Annotated in this window: 17 protein-coding genes; 7 read left to right on the top strand and 10 right to left on the bottom strand. The window is 37.1% G+C overall.

The features are described 5' to 3' along the window. Positions 1–206 precede the first annotated feature (206 nt). The 4 genes from DIT68_RS04905 (at position 207) to DIT68_RS04890 (ending at position 3,118) form a co-directional block, all read left to right on the top strand. A complete protein-coding gene (locus DIT68_RS04905) occupies positions 207–761 on the top strand; it encodes a 30S ribosomal protein S16 (protein WP_109358689.1) in 555 nt (184 codons plus the stop codon). Positions 762–791: 30 nt separating this feature from the next. Continuing rightward, positions 792–1,328 carry a ribosome maturation factor RimM gene (gene rimM, locus DIT68_RS04900; RefSeq protein ID WP_109358688.1) on the top strand — a complete coding sequence of 179 codons (537 nt, stop codon included), beginning with the start codon at positions 792–794 and terminating at the stop codon, positions 1,326–1,328. Between the two features lie 202 nt (positions 1,329–1,530). After that, positions 1,531–2,262 carry a tRNA1(Val) (adenine(37)-N6)-methyltransferase gene (locus DIT68_RS04895; RefSeq protein WP_109358687.1) on the top strand — a complete coding sequence of 244 codons (732 nt, stop codon included), beginning with the start codon at positions 1,531–1,533 and terminating at the stop codon, positions 2,260–2,262. Between the two features lie 211 nt (positions 2,263–2,473). Then, positions 2,474–3,118 carry a C40 family peptidase gene (locus DIT68_RS04890; protein WP_109358686.1) on the top strand — a complete coding sequence of 215 codons (645 nt, stop codon included), beginning with the start codon at positions 2,474–2,476 and terminating at the stop codon, positions 3,116–3,118. A gap of 152 nt (positions 3,119–3,270) precedes the next feature. On the opposite strand, the gene DIT68_RS04885 is transcribed toward DIT68_RS04890, so the two are convergent. The 5 genes from DIT68_RS04885 to DIT68_RS04865 all read right to left on the bottom strand — a co-directional run bounded on the left by DIT68_RS04885 (position 3,271) and on the right by DIT68_RS04865 (position 8,455). After that, complete coding sequence (locus DIT68_RS04885; protein ID WP_109358685.1) at positions 3,271–4,104, bottom strand: DUF2797 domain-containing protein; 834 nt, start codon at positions 4,102–4,104, stop codon at positions 3,271–3,273. Positions 4,105–4,425: 321 nt separating this feature from the next. Beyond that, positions 4,426–6,069, bottom strand: coding sequence for a NupC/NupG family nucleoside CNT transporter (locus DIT68_RS04880; protein WP_109358684.1), 1,644 nt, complete (start codon positions 6,067–6,069; stop codon positions 4,426–4,428). Then, entirely contained in the window at positions 6,044–6,646 is a 603-nt protein-coding gene (locus tag DIT68_RS04875) for a bifunctional nuclease family protein (RefSeq protein WP_109358683.1), read from the bottom strand. The genes DIT68_RS04880 and DIT68_RS04875 overlap by 26 nt, the downstream gene beginning before the upstream one ends. A gap of 102 nt (positions 6,647–6,748) precedes the next feature. Beyond that, complete coding sequence (locus DIT68_RS04870) at positions 6,749–7,690, bottom strand: electron transfer flavoprotein subunit alpha/FixB family protein (protein WP_109358682.1); 942 nt, start codon at positions 7,688–7,690, stop codon at positions 6,749–6,751. A gap of 24 nt (positions 7,691–7,714) precedes the next feature. Next, the gene (locus tag DIT68_RS04865; protein ID WP_109358681.1) at positions 7,715–8,455 is read right to left on the bottom strand and encodes an electron transfer flavoprotein subunit beta/FixA family protein; all 741 of its coding nucleotides are present in this window, start codon (positions 8,453–8,455) and stop codon (positions 7,715–7,717) included. Between the two features lie 221 nt (positions 8,456–8,676). Between DIT68_RS04865 and DIT68_RS04860 the strand changes: the two genes are divergently transcribed. Then, on the top strand, positions 8,677–9,186 hold the full coding sequence (locus DIT68_RS04860) for a Sec-independent protein translocase subunit TatA/TatB (protein ID WP_109358680.1): 510 nt from the start codon (positions 8,677–8,679) through the stop codon (positions 9,184–9,186). Next, complete coding sequence (locus DIT68_RS04855; protein WP_109358679.1) at positions 9,186–10,130, top strand: calcium/sodium antiporter; 945 nt, start codon at positions 9,186–9,188, stop codon at positions 10,128–10,130. The genes DIT68_RS04860 and DIT68_RS04855 overlap by 1 nt, the downstream gene beginning before the upstream one ends. 179 nt (positions 10,131–10,309) lie before the next feature. On the opposite strand, the gene DIT68_RS04850 is transcribed toward DIT68_RS04855, so the two are convergent. From DIT68_RS04850 to DIT68_RS04830, 5 genes are read right to left on the bottom strand one after another with little or no spacing between them, the layout of a single operon-like run. After that, positions 10,310–11,410, bottom strand: a complete 1,101-nt coding sequence (locus DIT68_RS04850; RefSeq protein WP_109358678.1) for an endonuclease/exonuclease/phosphatase family protein — start codon at positions 11,408–11,410, stop codon at positions 10,310–10,312. A 19-nt stretch (positions 11,411–11,429) separates the two neighbouring features. Further along, on the bottom strand, positions 11,430–12,353 hold the full coding sequence (locus DIT68_RS04845) for a rhomboid family intramembrane serine protease (protein WP_109358677.1): 924 nt from the start codon (positions 12,351–12,353) through the stop codon (positions 11,430–11,432). A 3-nt stretch (positions 12,354–12,356) separates the two neighbouring features. Further along, positions 12,357–13,115: a rhomboid family intramembrane serine protease gene (locus tag DIT68_RS04840; RefSeq protein ID WP_109358676.1), complete on the bottom strand. Its 759-nt coding sequence runs from the start codon at positions 13,113–13,115 to the stop codon at positions 12,357–12,359. Continuing rightward, positions 13,112–14,998 (bottom strand): DNA mismatch repair endonuclease MutL, encoded by a 1,887-nt coding sequence (mutL, locus tag DIT68_RS04835; protein ID WP_109358675.1) that lies wholly within the window; start codon positions 14,996–14,998, stop codon positions 13,112–13,114. Before mutL ends, DIT68_RS04840 begins: the two co-directional genes overlap by 4 nt. A 14-nt stretch (positions 14,999–15,012) precedes the next feature. Further along, a complete protein-coding gene (locus DIT68_RS04830) occupies positions 15,013–15,339 on the bottom strand; it encodes a hypothetical protein (protein WP_109358674.1) in 327 nt (108 codons plus the stop codon). A gap of 677 nt (positions 15,340–16,016) precedes the next feature. On the opposite strand from DIT68_RS04830, the gene DIT68_RS04825 reads away from it, so the two are divergent. Beyond that, the gene (locus tag DIT68_RS04825; protein WP_158276110.1) at positions 16,017–18,941 is read left to right on the top strand and encodes a glycoside hydrolase family 3 N-terminal domain-containing protein; all 2,925 of its coding nucleotides are present in this window, start codon (positions 16,017–16,019) and stop codon (positions 18,939–18,941) included. Positions 18,942–18,964: the final 23 nt, after the last annotated feature.

Raw genomic sequence — 18,964 nt, 5'->3', positions numbered from 1 at the left:
ATATATGATAAGACCAATTTTTAAACAGGGATTCTTAGTCAAGAAAAAACTTAATCCCCAACTTTTAAAACTGACCTAAATTATTGAAATGCATTTTTCACTTTTCATTTATAATTTTTCATTTATAAAAATAAAGAACTATCTTTGTCGCCTTATATAAATATATATTATTAATAGGAGTTTCGTACTCCAACCAATAAAACATTATGGCAACAAAAATTAGATTGCAAAGACACGGTAAAAAAGGTTATGCTTTTTACCACGTAGTAGTAGCAGACTCACGTGCTCCACGTGATGGACGTTTCATCGAGAAATTAGGTACTTACAACCCAAACACAAACCCTGCGACAATCGATATCGATTTCGACAGAACATTAACATGGGTTGGTACAGGTGCTGAAATGTCTGATACAGCGCGTGCGATTCTTTCGTACAAAGGTGTATTATACAAAAATCACTTGATCAAAGGTGTAGCAAAAGGAGCTTTAACAGAGGCTGATGTTGAAAAGAAATTTGAAGCATGGTTGAATGATAAAGGAGCTAAAATTACTGCGAAAACTGAAGGTCATTCAGATGCAATGAAAAAAGCAGAGGCGGATCGTTTAGCTGCAGAGCGTAAAACAAACGAGGAAAGAGCTGCTGCAATTGCTGCGAAAAATGCACCAGAGGTAGAAGAAGAGGCTGAAACTCCGGTTCCAACTCCAGAAGCTGATCCAGTTGTAGAAGCTGCTGAAGAAGCAAAAAAAGAAGACGAAAAATAAGAGATTAATTTCTCACAATCGTTAAAGAAAATGAATAAAGCAGATTGCTTTAATCTTGGTTACGTAGCGAAACTTCACAGTTATAAAGGTGAAGTTTCGCTTTTTTTTGATGCAACAAATCCTGAGGATTATGCAGATCTTGATGCCGTTTATATTGATGTGGACGGTATTTTAACGCCTTTTTTCGTTGAAAAAATTGAAATGAAGGACAAAGGTTTTGCTAAGGTAAAGTTCGAGGGGGTTGATACAGAAAATGATGCCAAGGTTATATTGAAAAAAGAACTTTTTCTCTCCCTAGATAAGCTGCCACAGCTTTCAGGAAAGAACTTTTATGATCATGAAATTATCGGGTTTACCGTTGTCGATAAAAACTTTGGCGAGGTAGGAGAGGTGATTCAGGTTTTAGATTTTAAGATAAATCCATTATTGCAAGTCCAAAATAATAAATTAGATAAAGAAGTTTTACTTCCCTTGGCCAATGATTTGGTGCAAAGCGTAGATAGAGAAAAGAAGGAATTGCATGTTCAATCGGCAGAAGGTTTGATTGAAATGTATTTGGGGTTGTAGTAGGGACGATTTGCAAATCGTCCGTGCACTGCAAATCCCAAATAGCATTATTGAAATTTTCGAATCATTTTTTGATTAATTTAAAAAAAAAATGAATTAATCGGCATTCTTCATTTAATGACAGGGACGATTTTCAAATCGTCCGTCCACTGCAAGTTCCAAATAAGCAATTTTGATTTTCAATGGTTTCAAATCATGAATTATGAGCATATTCAAATTCAAAAAATTCAATGTTAATCAAAGCAATGCTCCACAGAAGATTGGAACAGATGCTATGATTTTGGGTGCTTTGGCAAATCCAAATTCCATAGGGTTTAAAAATCCGAAGGCAATTCTTGATGTTGGAACGGGATGTGGCGTAATTGCATTAATGTTGGCACAACATTTTCCTGAATCCCAAATCACAGGAATTGATATTGATGATCAGGCTGTTCAACAAGCGGATTTGAATTTCAAAAATGCTAAACTATCCCCTTTTGATTTCAAAAATGATTTCCAAGCCTTGCATTATAACTTTTTAGAATATAGTCCAATTCACAAGTTGGACTTAATTGTCTCAAATCCTCCTTATTTCAATACCAAAATGCCTTCTTCAGATCAGCAAAGAAGTTTGGCAAGACATGAAAGCAGTATGTCGCTGCAAGAGTTAATCAATCATTCAGCTGAAATTTTAAATGAAAGTGGAGAGCTGTGGTTAATTCTTCCTTCGGAAAGAACAGAAGAGTTGGTTTCAGGGCGGCTGGATTTAAAGCTTATTCGAAAAATAGATATTTATGGTAAACCGAATCGGCATGTACGCGATGTTTTAGTTTTTTCAAAAACGGATTTAGTTGACATAACAACCCCGGATACATTTACAATCAGAGATGGTCAAAATCAATATACGGAGCAATATAAAGCACTGACAATTGATTTTCATTTCAATCAGCTTTAATAAGTTCAGGTTTTTGAATATCCTTGGTTTTCTTAGAATGAGTTGGGCTTTTCAATTGGATTTGGTTAGGAAATCGGAAAGGAAGGCTTGATTTTAAGTGTTTTACTCCTGTCTTTCTTTAGCCAAACAATGTTAAACAAACGTGAACTTTAATTACGAATGAAGATAATGTCGTAATATTGCCCTCGAAAATTTCACTTATCACATTAATATGAATTTATTTTCAATTATTCTATTTTCAACATTAAATTGGTCTACACCAGATTCAGTTTCGATTGTTCTAACACCAACGGTTGAAAATGTTGATACGAACTTCTTAGCTACAGAATCTATTTTATTTATAGCTGATGTCTATGCTGATGAAGAAAAGTCTTCTTTGTTTATGCCAGACTCAGTAATTCAAGAATCTGTAATTCACGAATCATTTTTAGTGAAGGATAAACTGATTGATACTTTGATTTTTAATGGAACAGCACTTTTGGGAACGCCTTATCGCTATGCTGGAAATTCAAAAAAAGGGATAGACTGCTCTGGATTAATTCATTATATGTTTGAGTCTATGGGAACTGAGATTGCTAGAAATAGTCGCGATCTGTCTAAGTTGGGAATAAAAGTGGATATGGATGAAGTGGCCAAAGGCGATTTGGTGTTTTTTAAAGGAAGAAACTCTAAATCAAAAAATGTTGGTCACGTGGCCATTGTGGTAGAAGGTTCTGGTGATGAAATGCTCTTTCTGCATGCTTCTTCGAGCAGGGGAGTGGTGATTGACAAAATATCGGATGCTACTTATTTTAAAAAGCGACTTCTTTTTGCGAAACGCTTAGAGTTGGAAGAAATGATGCTGAACATCAATTAAAAACACTTTAAGGGAAAGTGTCTTAAAAGGATGACCCTAGGAAGGGAACGTATCCTAAATTTTCTTTAGCGATTTTTAAAATTAGATTTTAGTTACTGTTGGTTTAATAAATCGCCGTGTAAAGAAGAGGATTTCGCAGTATAGTTCAATACTCAGGATTCATCACTAATTGAGAATTCAACTTCATAGCTTGTATGTCTTCTTATGTTCATCACTCGATCTCCATCCAATAAAAAGTATTGACCTTTAATTCCCATTAGTTTTCCAGAGATAGAAGGTAATTTATCTAGATTAACACTTTTTATCTTTACAGGATATGCTAAAACAGGATAATTAATGTCTGTTATTTCATCGTCTTCGGTAATGTATTGCGCTAAATCTTCTGGAAGCAATTCTTCCAATTGCCATTTTGTTTCTTCAAGGTCTATGTTTTCATCCACTTCGTTTCGGAGCATTTTTCTCCAATTGGTTTTATCGGTGAATTCAGACTTTAAAGCCACTTCCAAAACACCTGCTAAATATCTGTTAGGAGTTTCAGCCAATTTAATCGCTTCATTTGCTCCTTGGTCAATCCATCTCGTTGGGACTTGTGTTTCTCTCGTAACACCAACTTTTACCACGTCACTGGCGGCTAAATAAACAATGTGTGGTTGGTTATGGTGCTTCTCTTCCCATTCAACATCACGACCTTCACCCAAGTGGGCTCTGCACAATTCTGGACGAATGATACATTCAGCAGATTCAGGAGCATCCTTAAAACAAGGATAACAAAAGCCTTGATTAAAGGAAGTTTTGGTTTTTGTACCGCATTTTTTACAAAAAATATTGCCATCAAATTGAAACGAAACGTTTTGCCCAATTAAGTCATTCATAGGGAGCTTTTGTTCTTCCTTCGTTTCAGAATTATAAAAAAGCATTTGATATTGAACAACATTTTCAGCGTTGAATTCAACTAACATTTTTCTTAACTCTCCTTTGATTTTCATTTGAATAAGTATTTATCTTTTATTGATGTTTACAAAAAGCCCGTGCAATCTTATATATCACAATGCTATTCGTAAATGTTGGGCTCAGTTGCTTTCCTTTGTCTTTATCGCCTTCGTCTAGCTCAGTTAACGGTTTACTTTTCGGTTACAGAGCGTTCTAAGATATAACCAAATTGTTTGTATATTATTTCTAATCTTTTCAATATTTTTCCCCTTGTCTCTTCACTGCCTTCGGACAGGCTCACTCAGCGGGATTACCCTTCGGTGACTGAGCCTGTAGAAGGCATAGAACCGAATGAGGGAAATTCCCTTCAAATTATCCTAAAACAACATTCCAACCATAGTTGCAGTTAACATACACGCTAAAGTTCCAGCAATTAATGAAAGCACTCCATACCTTGCAAGGGTAGGTTTTTTACCAGGTGCAATAGCTCCAATTCCTCCAACTTGAATTCCTATGGAAGCAAAATTGGCAAATCCACAGAGCACGTAAGTTCCAATAATTACAGATTTTCCAGTGATTTCATCCTGTAACTCGCCTAAATGTGGATAAGCTACAAATTCATTGATAATGGTTTTTTCACCTAAAAGTTGTCCTATAATCATTGAATCTTGCCAGGGAACTCCCATTAGCCAAGCAACGGGCGAAAGCGCATTTCCAACCAAATATTGGAAGGATAATTCTGTGTAAAGGGATGAGCTACTCGCTATGATGTCATTGATTCCTGTGTAATGTCCAACAGTGCTTAACATGTAGTTTGCCAACGCGATTAGAGAAATAAATACGATTAACATGGCAGCAACATTTACCGCTAGTTTTAATCCGTCGGTTGTTCCATTGGCAATGGCTTCTAGGGCATTTACCCCTAATTTGTCTTTGGGAACGCTTAGGTCCTTATTGATTTTTTCAGTTTCTGGTAAAAGAATTTTGGAAAAAACGATTGCTGCTGGTGCAGACATCAAAGATGCAGTTAGTAAATGTTTCGCGAAGAATACTTTTTGTTCTGGGTCTTCTCCACCGAGGAAACCGATATATGCCGCTAAAACTCCACCAGCGATAGTCGCCATTCCACCGGCCATAAGACAAAGGATTTCACTGTCAGTCATTTTGTTTAGGTAGGGTTTTACTAACAATGGAGCTTCTGTTTGACCTAGGAATACGTTACCTGCGGCGGACACACTCTCGGCTCCAGATAATCCCATTAAACGCTTCATGACATAAGCCATTCCATAAACGATTTTTTGTAGTATTCCCCAGTAGTAAAGTAAACTGGTTAATGCTGAAAAGAAAATTACTGATGGCAAAACCCACGTAGCAAAGTTCATCACAATGGGATTCATTTCACCAGTCACAACGCTGCTAAAAACAAACATTGCTCCTTCGTGAGCCATATCTACTACTTTTACAAAGGCTTTCGAAACGAAGTCAAATCCAGTCTCTATAAAAGGTACTTTAAGGATAAGTAGAGCCAATACAATTTGTAAAAGAATACCTTTGATGACCAGTGGCCAATTTATTCTTCTTCTGTTTTTACTTAGGAGAAAAGCGATGAAAATTAATGCTGAAACACCTATAATTCCTCTAATCACACCTTCCCATGAAAAGGAGGTAGCCAGAGTCTTGTTTTCCTTGAGGTAAGCCACTCTGTTGTTGTCTTTTTCCAATGCTAATTTACCCTCCTCGAGCGTAAGAATAGGGAAGGTTTCGGTGGTAACTGTGGAATCTAGAAGACTAGATAAAACAAGCTTATTATCTTCAATTACGTAGTAGCCTGATTTTTGATAGGTAAGTATAGTATCATTCGTATAGAAGGTACCGTTCTCATTTAGTTTTAAAGAGAATTTTCTTCTGAACCATTCTTGATCAGACGATTGTTCACTTTCTTGTGCGCTAAGGCTGAAAAAAGCAGTTATAAAAACAATGATAATTAGAACTGATCTATGAAGTACGTTTGTTAATTTCATCTCTTATTTTTGATGCAAGCTCATAGTCTTCCCCTTCAACAGCTTTGTCTAAACGATTTTCTAACTCTTTGATTGTTAAGTCTGAAAGGTCGTTTTTGCTTTTTTTGATGGTGACGCTTTTTTTTGGTTTTTCTACAGGTGTGGGAGTTTCTGCGTCCACATCCTCTTGGTCTAGTCGAATTCCAGCGGAGCTAAGTATAGATTCATAAGTGTAAACATTACATTTAAAACGAACAGCAAGTGCTATTGCATCGGAAGTTCGGGCATCAATTTCAACCTCTTTACCTTCTTTTTCACAGATCAGCTTAGAGAAGAAAATACCTTCTTTTAAATTGTAAATAATCACTTCTTTGAGTGTAACACTAAAGGCTTGTGCGAAACTTTTGAATAAATCATGGGTTAACGGCCGCGAAGGAGTCATATCTTCTAATTCAATTGCAATGGCTTGGGCCTCAAATCCTCCAATAATAATAGGTAAACGCCTTAATCCTTCAACTTCGGACAGTACTAGTGCGTAGGCACCAGATTGTGTCTGACTATAAGATAATCCAATAATTTCAAGTTTTACTTTTTCCATAGTTGGCGAAAGAACATCATTTTGATTATTAAATAATAAAATAGGGAAGCATATGCCTCCCTACTTTCATATAATGTAAAAATAATATTTATTATCGAATGATTAGTTCGAAGCCTTGAATTTTTTTACTGCTTCTGTTAATCGTGGTAATACTTCGAATGCATCACCGACAACTCCGTAGTCCGCAGCTTTAAAAAATGGTGCTTCATCGTCTGTGTTAATTACAACAATCACTTTCGATCTGTTCACTCCGGCCAAGTGCTGAATAGCACCAGATATACCTGCTGCAATATACAGATTTGGTGCAATCGCTACTCCTGTTTGACCAACATGTTCGTGATGAGGACGCCAATCCGAATCGGAAACTGGACGAGAACAAGCTGTTGCTGCACCTAACTCTTTGGCTAAGTCAGTGATCATTCCCCAGTTTTCCGGACCTTTCAGTCCTCGACCACCTGATACAACTAGTTCTGCTTCTGGTAATGGAATATCTCCTTCCGGAAGTTTTGTTTCTTTTACTGTAACTCTTGATTCTCCTGCGTTCCCTTCAAATTCTTCTACTGGAGCTTCAGATCCAGTTTCTTCAACTGGAATAGAATTGGGGAGTAGAGCGATAATTTTTTTGTCTGTGTTTACTTTAACATACCCATAGGCTTTTCCAGAGAATACATTTACAGGAATTGTTCCGTCTGCTTCAGGAACTCCTGACGCGCCTGCAACAAGTCCAACGTTCATTTTTACAGATAGACGCGGAGCTACTGCCTTACCGATTAAATCGTTGGAGAAAATAATTGTATTTGCATCAATTTTTTCTGCAGCCGTTGCTACCATTTTAGTTAACTGCTGCTCATCTATTCCTTCGAAAGAGCGATCAACCATAACTTTGCTAGCCCCATATTTACCTAATTGAGAAAGCATAGAGTCGTCCGCTTTACCGTTTGTAACAACCGTTACGTCTCCTATTTTCTTTGCGTATGTAACTGCTTCGAATGCATTTTTAGCAATCTTTTCACCGTTACTATTTATATATACTAATACTGACATATTTAATTCTTTTTTCGGGTGTGATTATATTACTTTCGCTTCGTTATGTAACAATTCAACTAATTCATCCATATTGTTTGGATCGATTAATTTCACTGCAGATTTTGGAGCAGGTAAAGCGTATTTTTCAAACGAAGTTTGTTTTGCTGCACCTGAAGCAGGAACCACATTTAATGGTTTTTTTCTTGCTGCCATAATTCCACGCATATTCGGGATACGTTGTTCTGCCATTCCCTTAGTACAACTCACTACCAATGGTAATTCAGCTTCAACAGTTTGAAGACCACCTATAATTTCTTTGTCCAATGTGGCAGTAGTTCCTTCAACGTCTAATTTCTCAGCAAGTGAAATAAAAGGCATATCTAAATGCTCAGCCAACATTCCTCCAACTTGAGAACCGTTATAATCAATTGTTTCTTTTCCCAGTAAAACCAAGTCATAGGCACCTTCTTTAGCGAAATGAGCTATTTCTGCAGCTACTTGACTAGCGTCTTCCGGTTTTACATCTATTCGGGTTGCATCATCAGCACCGATGGCAAGAGCTTTACGAATTGTAGCTTCATCTTCTGCGGTTCCAACAGTTACAGTGGTTACGCTTCCTCCATGAGCTTCCTTTAACTCCAATCCTCTCACTAGAGCATACCACTCATCGTAAGGGTTTACAATATATTTGACACCACTTTCGTCAAACTTCGTGTCACCATCAGTGAAAGAAATTTTGGTGGTTGTATCTGGAGCTTTACTAATACAAACTAGTATTTTCATATTATTTATTATTAATTTTTAAGTCTTTTACAAAAATATAAAAAGATTCTACTTTAGATACACTTTTTACAAGGTATGCATAGTAAATCTAACTTTTGTCATGTTTTATATGTTAAGCCTTTTGTCTTGCAAAAATATAAGAATATTCTGTCGAAAGAGAATCACTAATTCTTTTTAGTTACTTAAGTCTTGCAATTATCAATTTCTAGTATCTTTGTATCATGTTATTATTCATTAATAGTATTGCGGGATCGGAAATTGTGATTATCCTTCTTTTTGTTCTTATTTTCTTTGGGGCGAAAAGCATACCTGGTATGGCACGTGGTCTTGGAAAAGGAATTCGTCAAATCAAAGACGCTAGTCAAGATATTCAAGACGAAATAAGGAAAACGACTACAGATATGCAGAGGGACTTGAATGTGAATAAAGCTTTGCACGATGCTAAAAATAAACTAGAAGCGCCCATTAAGGATTTCGGAAATGATTTGAAATCTTCTGCAACTGATGTCCACAAAAATATTAACGGTATACTGAATGACGGTGGAGAAAATAGTATAGAAAAAACTTTAGAAGAGCCTGTGAAGGGTTTTCAAAAAGACATTAATTCTGCAACCACAGAAATAAATAATAACATCAATAGTTCGTCTGGAAATAATTCCAAAAATAACGCTGAGCAGGCTTCCAAAGATGAGTCGTTAAAGCGTAAACCGGATCAAGAAAACCTTAATTAATGTTTCTAAATATACTTTTAATTGTTTTGGGGTTAGCCCTCTTAATTGCAGGAGGTGAGTTCCTCGTTAAAGGTGCTGTAGGTATTGCGGCTAAGGCCAAACTCTCAAAATTAGTGATAGGAATGACCGTAGTTTCTTTCGGAACTTCGTCTCCAGAATTATTAGTGTCCTTGCAATCTGCAAGCGAAGGTCTGCCTGAGTTGGCGATTGGAAATGTAGTAGGTTCGAATATCGCAAATTTAGCATTGGTATTGGGAGTAACCGTATTGATTTTTCCTATGCCTGTTGCACGAAACACAATACGCTATGATTGGCCAATGATGATGGTGGCTTCTGTACTGTTTTATGTTTTCGCTATAGACTTAGAAGTGAACCGCTGGGAAGGTTTAGTCATGTTTTCTATCTTGATCGCTTTTATCACCTACATTATCATAAAGTCTCGTAAAAGTAGTGATTCATCCGTGGTAGATCTTCCAGAAATAGAAGAAATGACCAAGAAAATATCAACTGGAAAGCACCTATTGTACTTAGGAATAGGTCTTGCTGGCTTATATTTTGGTTCAACGTGGTTGATTGATGGGGCAAAAGCCATTGCTGAAGATTTTGGCATTTCCAAACACGTAATTGGAATTACAATTATCGCTTTCGGTACTTCAGTTCCCGAATTGGCTACAAGTGTGGTGGCAGCATACAAAAAGGAAACAGATATTTCTGTAGGTAATCTTGTAGGAAGTAATATTTTTAACATTCTTGCTGTTCTTGGTTTGACTTCAATTGTAAATCCAATTCCAATTGAAGAGATCGTCATGTCTTGGGATATTCTGTGGATGATTGGAATTTCACTTTTACTGCTCCCAATGATGGTTTTCAGAAGGAAAGTTGGACGATTGAGTGGGTTTATCCTGCTGGCGCTTTACATTACCTATATCATTACATTATTTTAAAGGGTTCCGAGGTTTTGCGTTTTGGACGCTGAGGACGATTGCGGATCGTCTTGGAGTTATCTCTTCGGATTAATGATCTCTCTTTGATAATGTGGTGGGGACGATTGCGAATCGTCCCTACATTATCTCTTCGATCAATGTTGTTGTTTGGATCATTCATCATTCAAAATCCATCCTTATCACCGCATTTTAAAACTCGCCATTATTGGGTAGTGGTCCGACAAAACTTTTTCTTTCCAAGTCTTAAAAGAAATAGGGGCGAAGTCTTCATTATGGAAAATATAATCAATTCTACCTGCGGGAACTTTTCCAGCATAAGTTCTTGTCATGCTTAGGTTTCCTTCGTAGAAAGCATCACTAAAATGTTTGTCAAACATCGCATACACATAAGAGGTTGGCGGATCATTCAAATCTCCACTGATGATTACAGGATAAGGGGAGGTCAGAATGTGGTCAATAATTTTTTGAGCCTGATTTGCGCGAAGTGGATAGGCTTTTTTGAGTTTTGAAACCAATCCTTTTATGCGGGATAAATAGGTTTTTGAGCTGGCTACTTCGGTATCGAAAAGCGAATATTCGTCTTTCTGGAAACGTATGCTTTCCAAGTGACAATTGTACACCCTTATGGTGTCTTTTCCTTTTACAATATCAGCAAACAAACTACGAATGGTTTGTGTGGAGTCACTAATGATTTCGGAATGAATAATTGGATATTTGGAGTAAATGGCTTGACCTGAGAACATGTTTTTGAGTTCCAAAATCATTGTAGTTGTGGAATATTGAAAACCTCCTGACTCCTTAATTTCTTCAGGTGAGATGATTCTTTTATTCGAGGCGTCTTCGGCATATTCTTGAATACATAAAATATCCGGAGATTCAGATTGGAACAAGTCATAAAACTCCGATTTGCTATTGCTTAATTCGGGGGTAAGAAATTTATAAGCGTCGAATAAGCGGGCGTTGAATGACATTATTTTCACCTCGTTTTCTGAATAGGATTCAAGATTTGGAGATTTAAAATCTACTCCAAAATATTTGGCGTGAGTAAATGTTCCTAAAATGAGTGCAAGTAATGAAAAAAGGATTTTTTTATTCCATAAAACATTAACAATTGTGAGTGCGATAGTGCTTATCAATAGTGCAGGGTAGGCCAAGCCAAACAGTTGAATAAACCAGAGTTTTTGTGGGGGAATTACAGAGCTAGTGTAACTAATTAAAAGCCCTATTGAACAGAGGAGTGTTGCGAATCGAACAATTATTTTAATTAACCGAAAGAGCATTTTTTCTCATTTTGTTGGTTTATTTGCTTTGATCAAATAGTACTTGCTTTTCTTTCTTGGTTAAGCTGTCATACCCTGATTTAGAAATTTTATCAAGAATGGCGTCAATTTGAGCCTGCTTTTGTTTTTTGTCCAGATTATACTGTTCGTCAGTTTGTCTTTGTGTTTTGGAACTGGATGTTGCTCCCGCTTTCCCACCTTTCTGTGCCCGCATTTTAGGCTTTCCATTGAAACTTGCTTTCAGATTTTCAACGGTTACTCTTGTAAAGTTAATGACATTGTTTTTTGAGTTGATATTGCGAATAGATAAAATTCCAAAAGCAGCACCTCCTAAATGGGCAAAGTGTGCAACGTTGTCAGAACCTCCCATTTGTAATAAATCCATCAGAATAAAAATTCCAGCCAGGTAAATCATTTTCACTTTAATTATTCCAAAGAGGTGAACCACCGCCATAGGTCGGTAAAAAGCGGCGGCCATAAAAATTGCATTTACGGCTCCTGAGGCGCCAACAACAAAGGTTTCAGTTCCGCGAAGTGCTGGGAATAAAGAATATGCAGCGATTTGAAATATTCCGCCCATTATTCCGCCTAAAATATAGGTGTACAATAACCTTTGATTGGAAAAGTACATCAAAAAAAAGCGGGAAATAAAATACAGGAAAAGCATATTAAATGCGATGTGCAAGAAGTCGAAATGGGAAAAAATACTGGTGAAAATTCCCCAAGGATGGGTAAGAAAGCCCATAATATCTCCACGAAGTGTAAAGAAATTATAAACAAAATTGGCCAGGGGGTTGGATGCTCCGTTGGTAACAGAGAGTGAGCCAAAAACCAAAAGTATATTGATAACTAGAAATACAGCTAGGTTAACACCAATAAGTTTAATGAGCATTCCGCCGTGTTTCCACTGATATTTAACTTCGTCGCTAAAAGTACGATTCATCTTCTAATAAAATTTACGTTTGTCTTTTTGCCAGAAAAGAACGATAATAAATCCAACAAGCGCTCCACCTAAATGGGCTAAATGGGCTACATTGTCTCCTGGGTTGGCCTGTATTGAGTTGTAAAGCGCGATTCCCACCATGATAATAACCAACCATTTTGCTTTAATAGGAATGGGGGGAAATAACAACATGAGTTTTGTGTTTGGGAACAAATAACCGAATCCAACCAATACTCCGTATACAGCTCCAGAGGCACCAACTACGGGTACAGAAATTCCAGAAATGTAATCTTGCACTAATCCGTTTGTGTTGGGCATAATATTAAAGGTGCTTATGGTTCCTGCGCGCAATTGAGAAATTTTCTCCTGCAAAGTGAATAAGTCATAGCCCGCAGCGATCAATTCGTTTTCTATGCTTTTTACTTCAATGTAACCAACGATTTGGTGCAGGAAAAAAGCTCCAATGGCTGTGGCTACATAAAAAATGAAAAAACGTTTTGGACCCCAGACTTGTTCTAGGGCTGAACCAAAAACAACTAGCGCAAACATATTAAAGAGGATATGGAAAAATCCGCCATGCATAAAAAAATGCGTAACCATTTGATAAGGCTCAAAATAAGGAGAGTTAAAAACATAGCCTCCCAAAATGTAGGTCATGGGAATACCTTGCATTTCTCCCAGTTGCGTAACAATAAACATGATTACATTCAGCAGTAATAAGTTTTTTACTACTGGGGGCATGTTTCCTAATATATTATTCATGATAGATAATTATTCAGTTCGTCAATCGAAATCGTATTTAATATTCTTTTTCCACTAGGAGAATATTGGTGTTGTTCACTTTGAAACAATCGGTCAATCAAGTAGTTCATTTCTTCTTCAGAAAGTGACTTACTTCGGTGATTCGTTGCTGCAGCGGATAAAGATAAAATTAATTCGTGTACCAATTCTCCTTTATCCAACTCTTCGTGCGTAATTTTTTCAACGATTCCATCCAAGCACTGGGTTACATATTCGACTTCCAGCATCGAAGGAATGCTTGATAAAACCAGTGTGTTATTCTGCCAGTCCCAATCAAATCCTAGTCGCTTAAGCGTACTGGTGTTGTTCTCCCATTCTAGTTTTTGAGTCGAAAGTAAATTGTACTCATAAGGAAACATCAGTTGCTGCGCGGCAATAGGCGAAAGCATAAAACGTTCCATTAATTCATCATAAAGCACTCTTTCATTCGCGCGGTTTATGTGGACCAACATTGCACCAGATTTGACTTGGATAAGCAGTAAGTTCTTGTGTAATTGAATTTTGTTGGAACTTGATTTCAGCGGTTCTTCGAACTTTATCTCCTTTGGTGCTTGGGTGATTTCTTCCTCTGCTTCTTCGCTTATTTTATAGAAATCTTCCCATTCCTCCTTGTTGGGTTTGATGGAGTTAAAAGCGTTCGAATTTCCAAAAGATCCAGAACTGCCAAAATTTTTAGAAGAACTTGAGTTTCCTCCAAAATTGCTCTTTTCGACTGAAGCCCCGGAAGAGGAACTGCTTTTGAAGGGATTAAAAGAAGTGTCTACTTGTATTTCGGGTTGTCGAATAGGACTGTTTTGCTGCTCTAAAGATAGGTCAAACTGAGATTGGTGTTCGAAGTCTAAAATAGGAGCGATGTTGTATTTTCCCAAGGCTAATTTAACTGCGCTTCTGATAATGCTATAGATACTTCTTCCGTCTTCAAATTTAACCTCCGTTTTGGTGGGGTGAACATTCACATCCAAAGATTGTGAAGGAACTTCCAAGTATATAAAATAGGAGGGATGATGTTTTGGCGGAATTAAATTGTCATAACCCGCGACCACAGCATGATTAAAATAACTGTCTTTAAAGTATCTATTGTTTACGAAAAAGTACTGTTCTCCGCGTGTTTTGCGTGAAAATTCTGGTTTTCCGATAAACCCTTTCACCTTCACAATGTCTGTTTCCTCCTCAATAGGCACAAGTTTATTGTTGAAATTTCTCCCGAATAAATCGACGATTCGCTTACGCAGTCCCGCTCCTTCAAGGTTATGAATTACATTTCCGTTATGTGAAAAAATAAAGCCAATCTCGGGATGGGTTAATGCAATGCGATTGAATTCTTCAATGATGTGTTTGGTTTCAACATTATCTGATTTTAAGAAATTTCTTCTTGCGGGAACATTGAAAAACAAATTCTTTACAGAAATAGAAGTTCCTTTAGGTCGAGAGCTTGGCTCTTGAGAGGTGATTTTACTTCCCGCAATTTGAATTTTTGTTCCCAATTGCGCACCCAACTCAATGGTGTCCATGTCTACATGGGCTATTGCAGCAATGGAAGCCAATGCCTCTCCACGAAACCCTTTCGTCGTTAAGGTAAATAAATCTGCCGCTGATGTTATTTTACTTGTGGCGTGGCGTTCAAAGGACATTTTAGCGTCCATTTCAGACATTCCTTTGCCATCGTCAATTATTTGAATTGAAGTTTTTCCAGCGTCTTTTATGTGTAGTTCAATATTGTTTGCTCCTGCATCTACAGCATTTTCTATAAGTTCTTTAACCACAGAGGCGGGCCTTTGAATCACCTCTCCTGCAGCAATTTGATTTGCGATATTATCTGGCAGTAAACGAATTACTTCTGACATTCTTTATTTCCTGTTTATGGGTTTTCTAAATCAATTACTTCAGCTGCGAAAATATCAACATAATCCAATATGAAATAGGTCGCCAAAAGTAAAGCAGCCAAGATAATAATTAATCGAATATTAGCCGATCGAGATTGGTTGGTGTAAGTGCTTTCGATGTTCCAAGCATTTTTCATTTTCTCTCTTAATCTTGCTTGTTGTTCTGTTGGCGTAGAATTGCTCTCTGCGTCATAGGCTTTTTGCATATTTTTAATGCGTTCCTTTCGCGCATCGTAATAACGAGGTGTGTAATCAAATTGCTTGTTTCTATTCACTTTCATGAACTTAATTCGCTCCAACATATTCTTCTTGCCTTTAATTTATAAAGCATAAAGGTAAGGTAAAAATCAGAAGTTGTAAAATCATTTTCTTTCTATTTGAGAATGTTTTCTTGTTTAATGCTTGCTTTAAAATCTATGCCTCCGTAGGGACGATTTGCAAATCGTCCCTACGGAGGCATAAAAAAAGCTTTTTAATGATAATGCTTGTCGGGAACTTTACCAGCAGTTCAATAAATTACAATAGAAAACGGTTTTCCCTCTCCTTTGAAATATGCCCCTAGCCTAATGTCATCCTGAAGAAAATTTCTTTTTCAATTTGTTGAAAATAGAAATTTGCGAAGGATCTTGTCAGTTCGCCGCTTGATTAGACACTATTTAATGTTGCTATCGAATTCTTTTGTGTCATCTGGCAGCTGGCGTGCTCAATAAAAAAAAACGACTTACATTTTATTAGCAGATCACGCACTTTGAGGACTAAACTTTAGACGGTGCATAGAAAGATTTTCTTCCATCAATGACCTATCTTGGAAAACCAATTAGTGATTTCATCTGAATATTAGCATTCTTTTAGATACTCACCTACATCCTTTGTTTATATTTGTTCTTAATAAAGGTGCCGAAATAAATTTTTAAGAATTTCGGCAATGTATTTGCTGATTTCAAACAACAATTTTAATAACACAATCCAGTATCATTTCATGAAAATAGTTCCAATTCTTGTTTTACTAGTTATTCTTTCCAGTGGATTAGTCAGTTGGTCTTTAAACAAAGAACTTGAACCTAATGAACCCGATTTCAATAAGAACGGACTTCCTGCTTATATGCGTTTATCGCCACAATGGGCACTAGAAAAGTTGGAGACTTTAACTTTAGAGGAAAAAATTGCGCAAAGTTTTATGGTGGAAGTCACTCCAAGAAAGGGCGAAGAACATCTAAAAAGTATCGATTCTTTGGTTGAGGTACATAAGATTGGTGGGATAATTACTTTTCAAGGAAGTACCCAAGAAACCAAAACGGCCATTAACCGACTTCAACAAAAAAGTGCGCTTCCACTTTTGGTGGGAATTGATGGCGAATGGGGGAGCAACATGAGAATTAGCGATCAGCCGCGCTTTCCTTTTCAACTAACAATGGGTGCAGCCAACCAATTAGAAAGCACAAATCTTATTGCACAGGCAATGGGGGCAGAATTGAATGAACTAGGAATACATTTGAATTTTTCTCCCGTAGTGGATGTCAACACAAACCCTCAAAACCCTGTTATCGGATTTAGGTCTTTCGGTGAAAATCCTTTGTTTGTTGGAAACCATGCACGCGAAATGATCAAAGGAATGCAGGATTTTAATGTTTTGACTTGTATGAAACATTTTCCAGGACATGGAGATACGGATGTAGATTCTCATAAGGATTTGCCAACGGTCAATAAAACAAAAACAGAATTAAACAGAGTGGACTGGGTTCCATACAAAATAGGGCGATTGGCCGGAGCTTCAGCTGTTATGATGGGACACCTCAATGTTCCTGCCCTAGACGATTCTGGATTGCCATCAAGTTTATCTCCAAAAACCATTAAAGAAATTCTTAGAAAAGAGCTGAAGTTTGAAGGTTTGGTAATTAGTGATGCCTTAAATATGCAAGCTTTAACGAAACATTATGGTGATATAGATATTGTAAAACGTGCTTACTTGGCAGGAAACGATATTTTACTTTATCCTTCCAAAGTGAAGGAATCCATTGCAGCGATAAAAAAAGCGGTGGACAAAGGAGAAATTAGTGAAGCAGAAGTAAACGAAAAAGCATTGCGCGTTTTAAGGGCGAAATTTTACGCAATAATTCATGAAAATGAGAACAAGCCTAATTTACTTGAGGAACAAGTAGAATTTGCAAAGTTAAATGTTTACGAAAAGGCACTCACTGTTTTAAAAAATGACAGTGTAATTCCAGTAAAAGATGTTTCAGGAAAAAATTTAATTATAAATATTGGAGCTGAGGGTAGCGCTTTTAATCAGGCTGCAAGTTTTTACACACTTGCAGATACCTTAAGTGCTAAAACAGCAAAGGATGCTTGGGCTATTTATAAATTTGTTTTTCGCAACTATGATAATATTTACCTTAATTTAATTGCTCCTTCAGTCCTTCCGCGCAACGATTTCAGTTATCCTGAAGGATGGAAAGATTTATTAAGAGAAATGCCCGAAGAATCTAATGTGTATGTTTCTATTTTCGGAAACCCTTATGCGATAGATGATGCTTTCACATTCGAAAAAGTAGACGCTGTACTGTTGGCTTTTCAAAACACGGATTCTGGTCAAAATAGAGCAGCGCAATTAATTTTTGGTGGTTTCCAAGCGAATTCTGTTTTGCCCATAACGCTAAGTGCAGAATATCAAGAGGGTTTTGGTCTTGTTACACCTGAGGCTTCAAGATTAAAGTTCACGGTTCCCATGGAGTTAGGTGTTCAAGCGTCTGCTTTTAATCAAATTGACTCTATTGTGTACAAGGGAATAAAGGAAAAAGCATTTCCTGGTTGTCAAGTAGTAGTTGCAAAAGACGGGAAAGTACTTTATCAGAAATCCTTTGGACATCAAACCTATGACCACAAAATAGCGGTGGACGATAAGACTATTTATGATATTGCATCAATTACAAAGGTGGCGGCATCCACAGCGAGTTTAATGTATTTACAAGATCACAAAGAATTTTCTTTAGACAGCACCTTGGGAGATTTTATTGGTGAAATTACGCGTTCTACCAATTATGAAAGTATTAAATTGAGAGATATGATGTCGCACCAAGCGGGACTCATTCCTTGGATTCCATTTTACACTCAAACTTTGGTGAATGGCCATCCAGACACATTGCTGTATTCCACGGCTCCTTTTGATAACAAGAATTCTGTAGTTGCAGATCATTTATATATGAGAGATAATTACGAGGATGATATTCTTAAAATAATTTTGGACAAACCCCTAAGATCTAAAACTTACAAATATTCAGACTTAGGCTATTATTTTATAAAAAAGATCGTTGAAAAATCGACAGGTTTACCGCTCAATGAATTTGTGAATAATCAATTTTACGCTCCGATGGGGTTAACTTCTTTGGGGTATCATCCTTTGGAGCGTTTTAGTTTGAATCAAATTGCGCCCACGGAGCAAGATACCTATTATAGACATCAATTGGTGCATGGTTATGTGCATGACATGGGAGCGGCAATGACTAATGGTGTGGGAGGACATGCCGGACTTTTTTCAAACGCGACAGATTTAGCCGGGTTTATGCAAATGTTGCTGAATGGTGGAGAATATGGTGGACAAAAATATCTTTCTAAGGCAACAATTGATGAATATACCAGTTGTCAATATTGTCCGAAGAACAGAAGAGGAGCGGGGTTTGATAAACCTGTAAGCACTGGAACAGGAGGTCCAGCCGCAGAGGCTGTTTCAAAATCCTCTTTTGGTCACTCGGGGTTTACGGGAACTTTAGCTTGGGCAGATCCAGAATACAATATAAATTATGTGTTCTTGTCTAACCGAGTTTATCCAAGTGCTGAAAACTGGAAATTAGTTAAGATGGATATTCGTACTGAAATACAGAGAGTTATCTACGAAGCGTTGAAATAATGTATTTTTAACACATAGAATTT

The sequence above is a fragment of the Brumimicrobium oceani genome, assembly GCF_003143775.1.
Lineage (GTDB): Bacteria > Bacteroidota > Bacteroidia > Flavobacteriales_D > Crocinitomicaceae > Brumimicrobium > Brumimicrobium oceani.
This window is presented reverse-complemented; position numbering and strand designations above follow the sequence as displayed.

Bases quoted from the DNA above. Each gene is read 5' to 3' on its own strand.
- DIT68_RS04905 (WP_109358689.1), top strand. From the start codon at position 207: ATGGCAACAAAAATTAGATTGCAAAGACACGGTAAAAAAGGTTATGCT.
- rimM (WP_109358688.1), top strand. From the start codon at position 792: ATGAATAAAGCAGATTGCTTTAATCTTGGTTACGTAGCGAAACTTCAC.
- DIT68_RS04895 (WP_109358687.1), top strand. From the start codon at position 1,531: ATGAGCATATTCAAATTCAAAAAATTCAATGTTAATCAAAGCAATGCT.
- DIT68_RS04890 (WP_109358686.1), top strand. From the start codon at position 2,474: ATGAATTTATTTTCAATTATTCTATTTTCAACATTAAATTGGTCTACA.
- DIT68_RS04885 (WP_109358685.1), bottom strand. From the start codon at position 4,104: ATGAAAATCAAAGGAGAGTTAAGAAAAATGTTAGTTGAATTCAACGCT.
- DIT68_RS04880 (WP_109358684.1), bottom strand. From the start codon at position 6,069: ATGAAATTAACAAACGTACTTCATAGATCAGTTCTAATTATCATTGTT.
- DIT68_RS04875 (WP_109358683.1), bottom strand. From the start codon at position 6,646: ATGGAAAAAGTAAAACTTGAAATTATTGGATTATCTTATAGTCAGACA.
- DIT68_RS04870 (WP_109358682.1), bottom strand. From the start codon at position 7,690: ATGTCAGTATTAGTATATATAAATAGTAACGGTGAAAAGATTGCTAAA.
- DIT68_RS04865 (WP_109358681.1), bottom strand. From the start codon at position 8,455: ATGAAAATACTAGTTTGTATTAGTAAAGCTCCAGATACAACCACCAAA.
- DIT68_RS04860 (WP_109358680.1), top strand. From the start codon at position 8,677: ATGTTATTATTCATTAATAGTATTGCGGGATCGGAAATTGTGATTATC.
- DIT68_RS04855 (WP_109358679.1), top strand. From the start codon at position 9,186: ATGTTTCTAAATATACTTTTAATTGTTTTGGGGTTAGCCCTCTTAATT.
- DIT68_RS04850 (WP_109358678.1), bottom strand. From the start codon at position 11,410: ATGCTCTTTCGGTTAATTAAAATAATTGTTCGATTCGCAACACTCCTC.
- DIT68_RS04845 (WP_109358677.1), bottom strand. From the start codon at position 12,353: ATGAATCGTACTTTTAGCGACGAAGTTAAATATCAGTGGAAACACGGC.
- DIT68_RS04840 (WP_109358676.1), bottom strand. From the start codon at position 13,115: ATGAATAATATATTAGGAAACATGCCCCCAGTAGTAAAAAACTTATTA.
- mutL (WP_109358675.1), bottom strand. From the start codon at position 14,998: ATGTCAGAAGTAATTCGTTTACTGCCAGATAATATCGCAAATCAAATT.
- DIT68_RS04830 (WP_109358674.1), bottom strand. From the start codon at position 15,339: ATGTTGGAGCGAATTAAGTTCATGAAAGTGAATAGAAACAAGCAATTT.
- DIT68_RS04825 (WP_158276110.1), top strand. From the start codon at position 16,017: ATGAAAATAGTTCCAATTCTTGTTTTACTAGTTATTCTTTCCAGTGGA.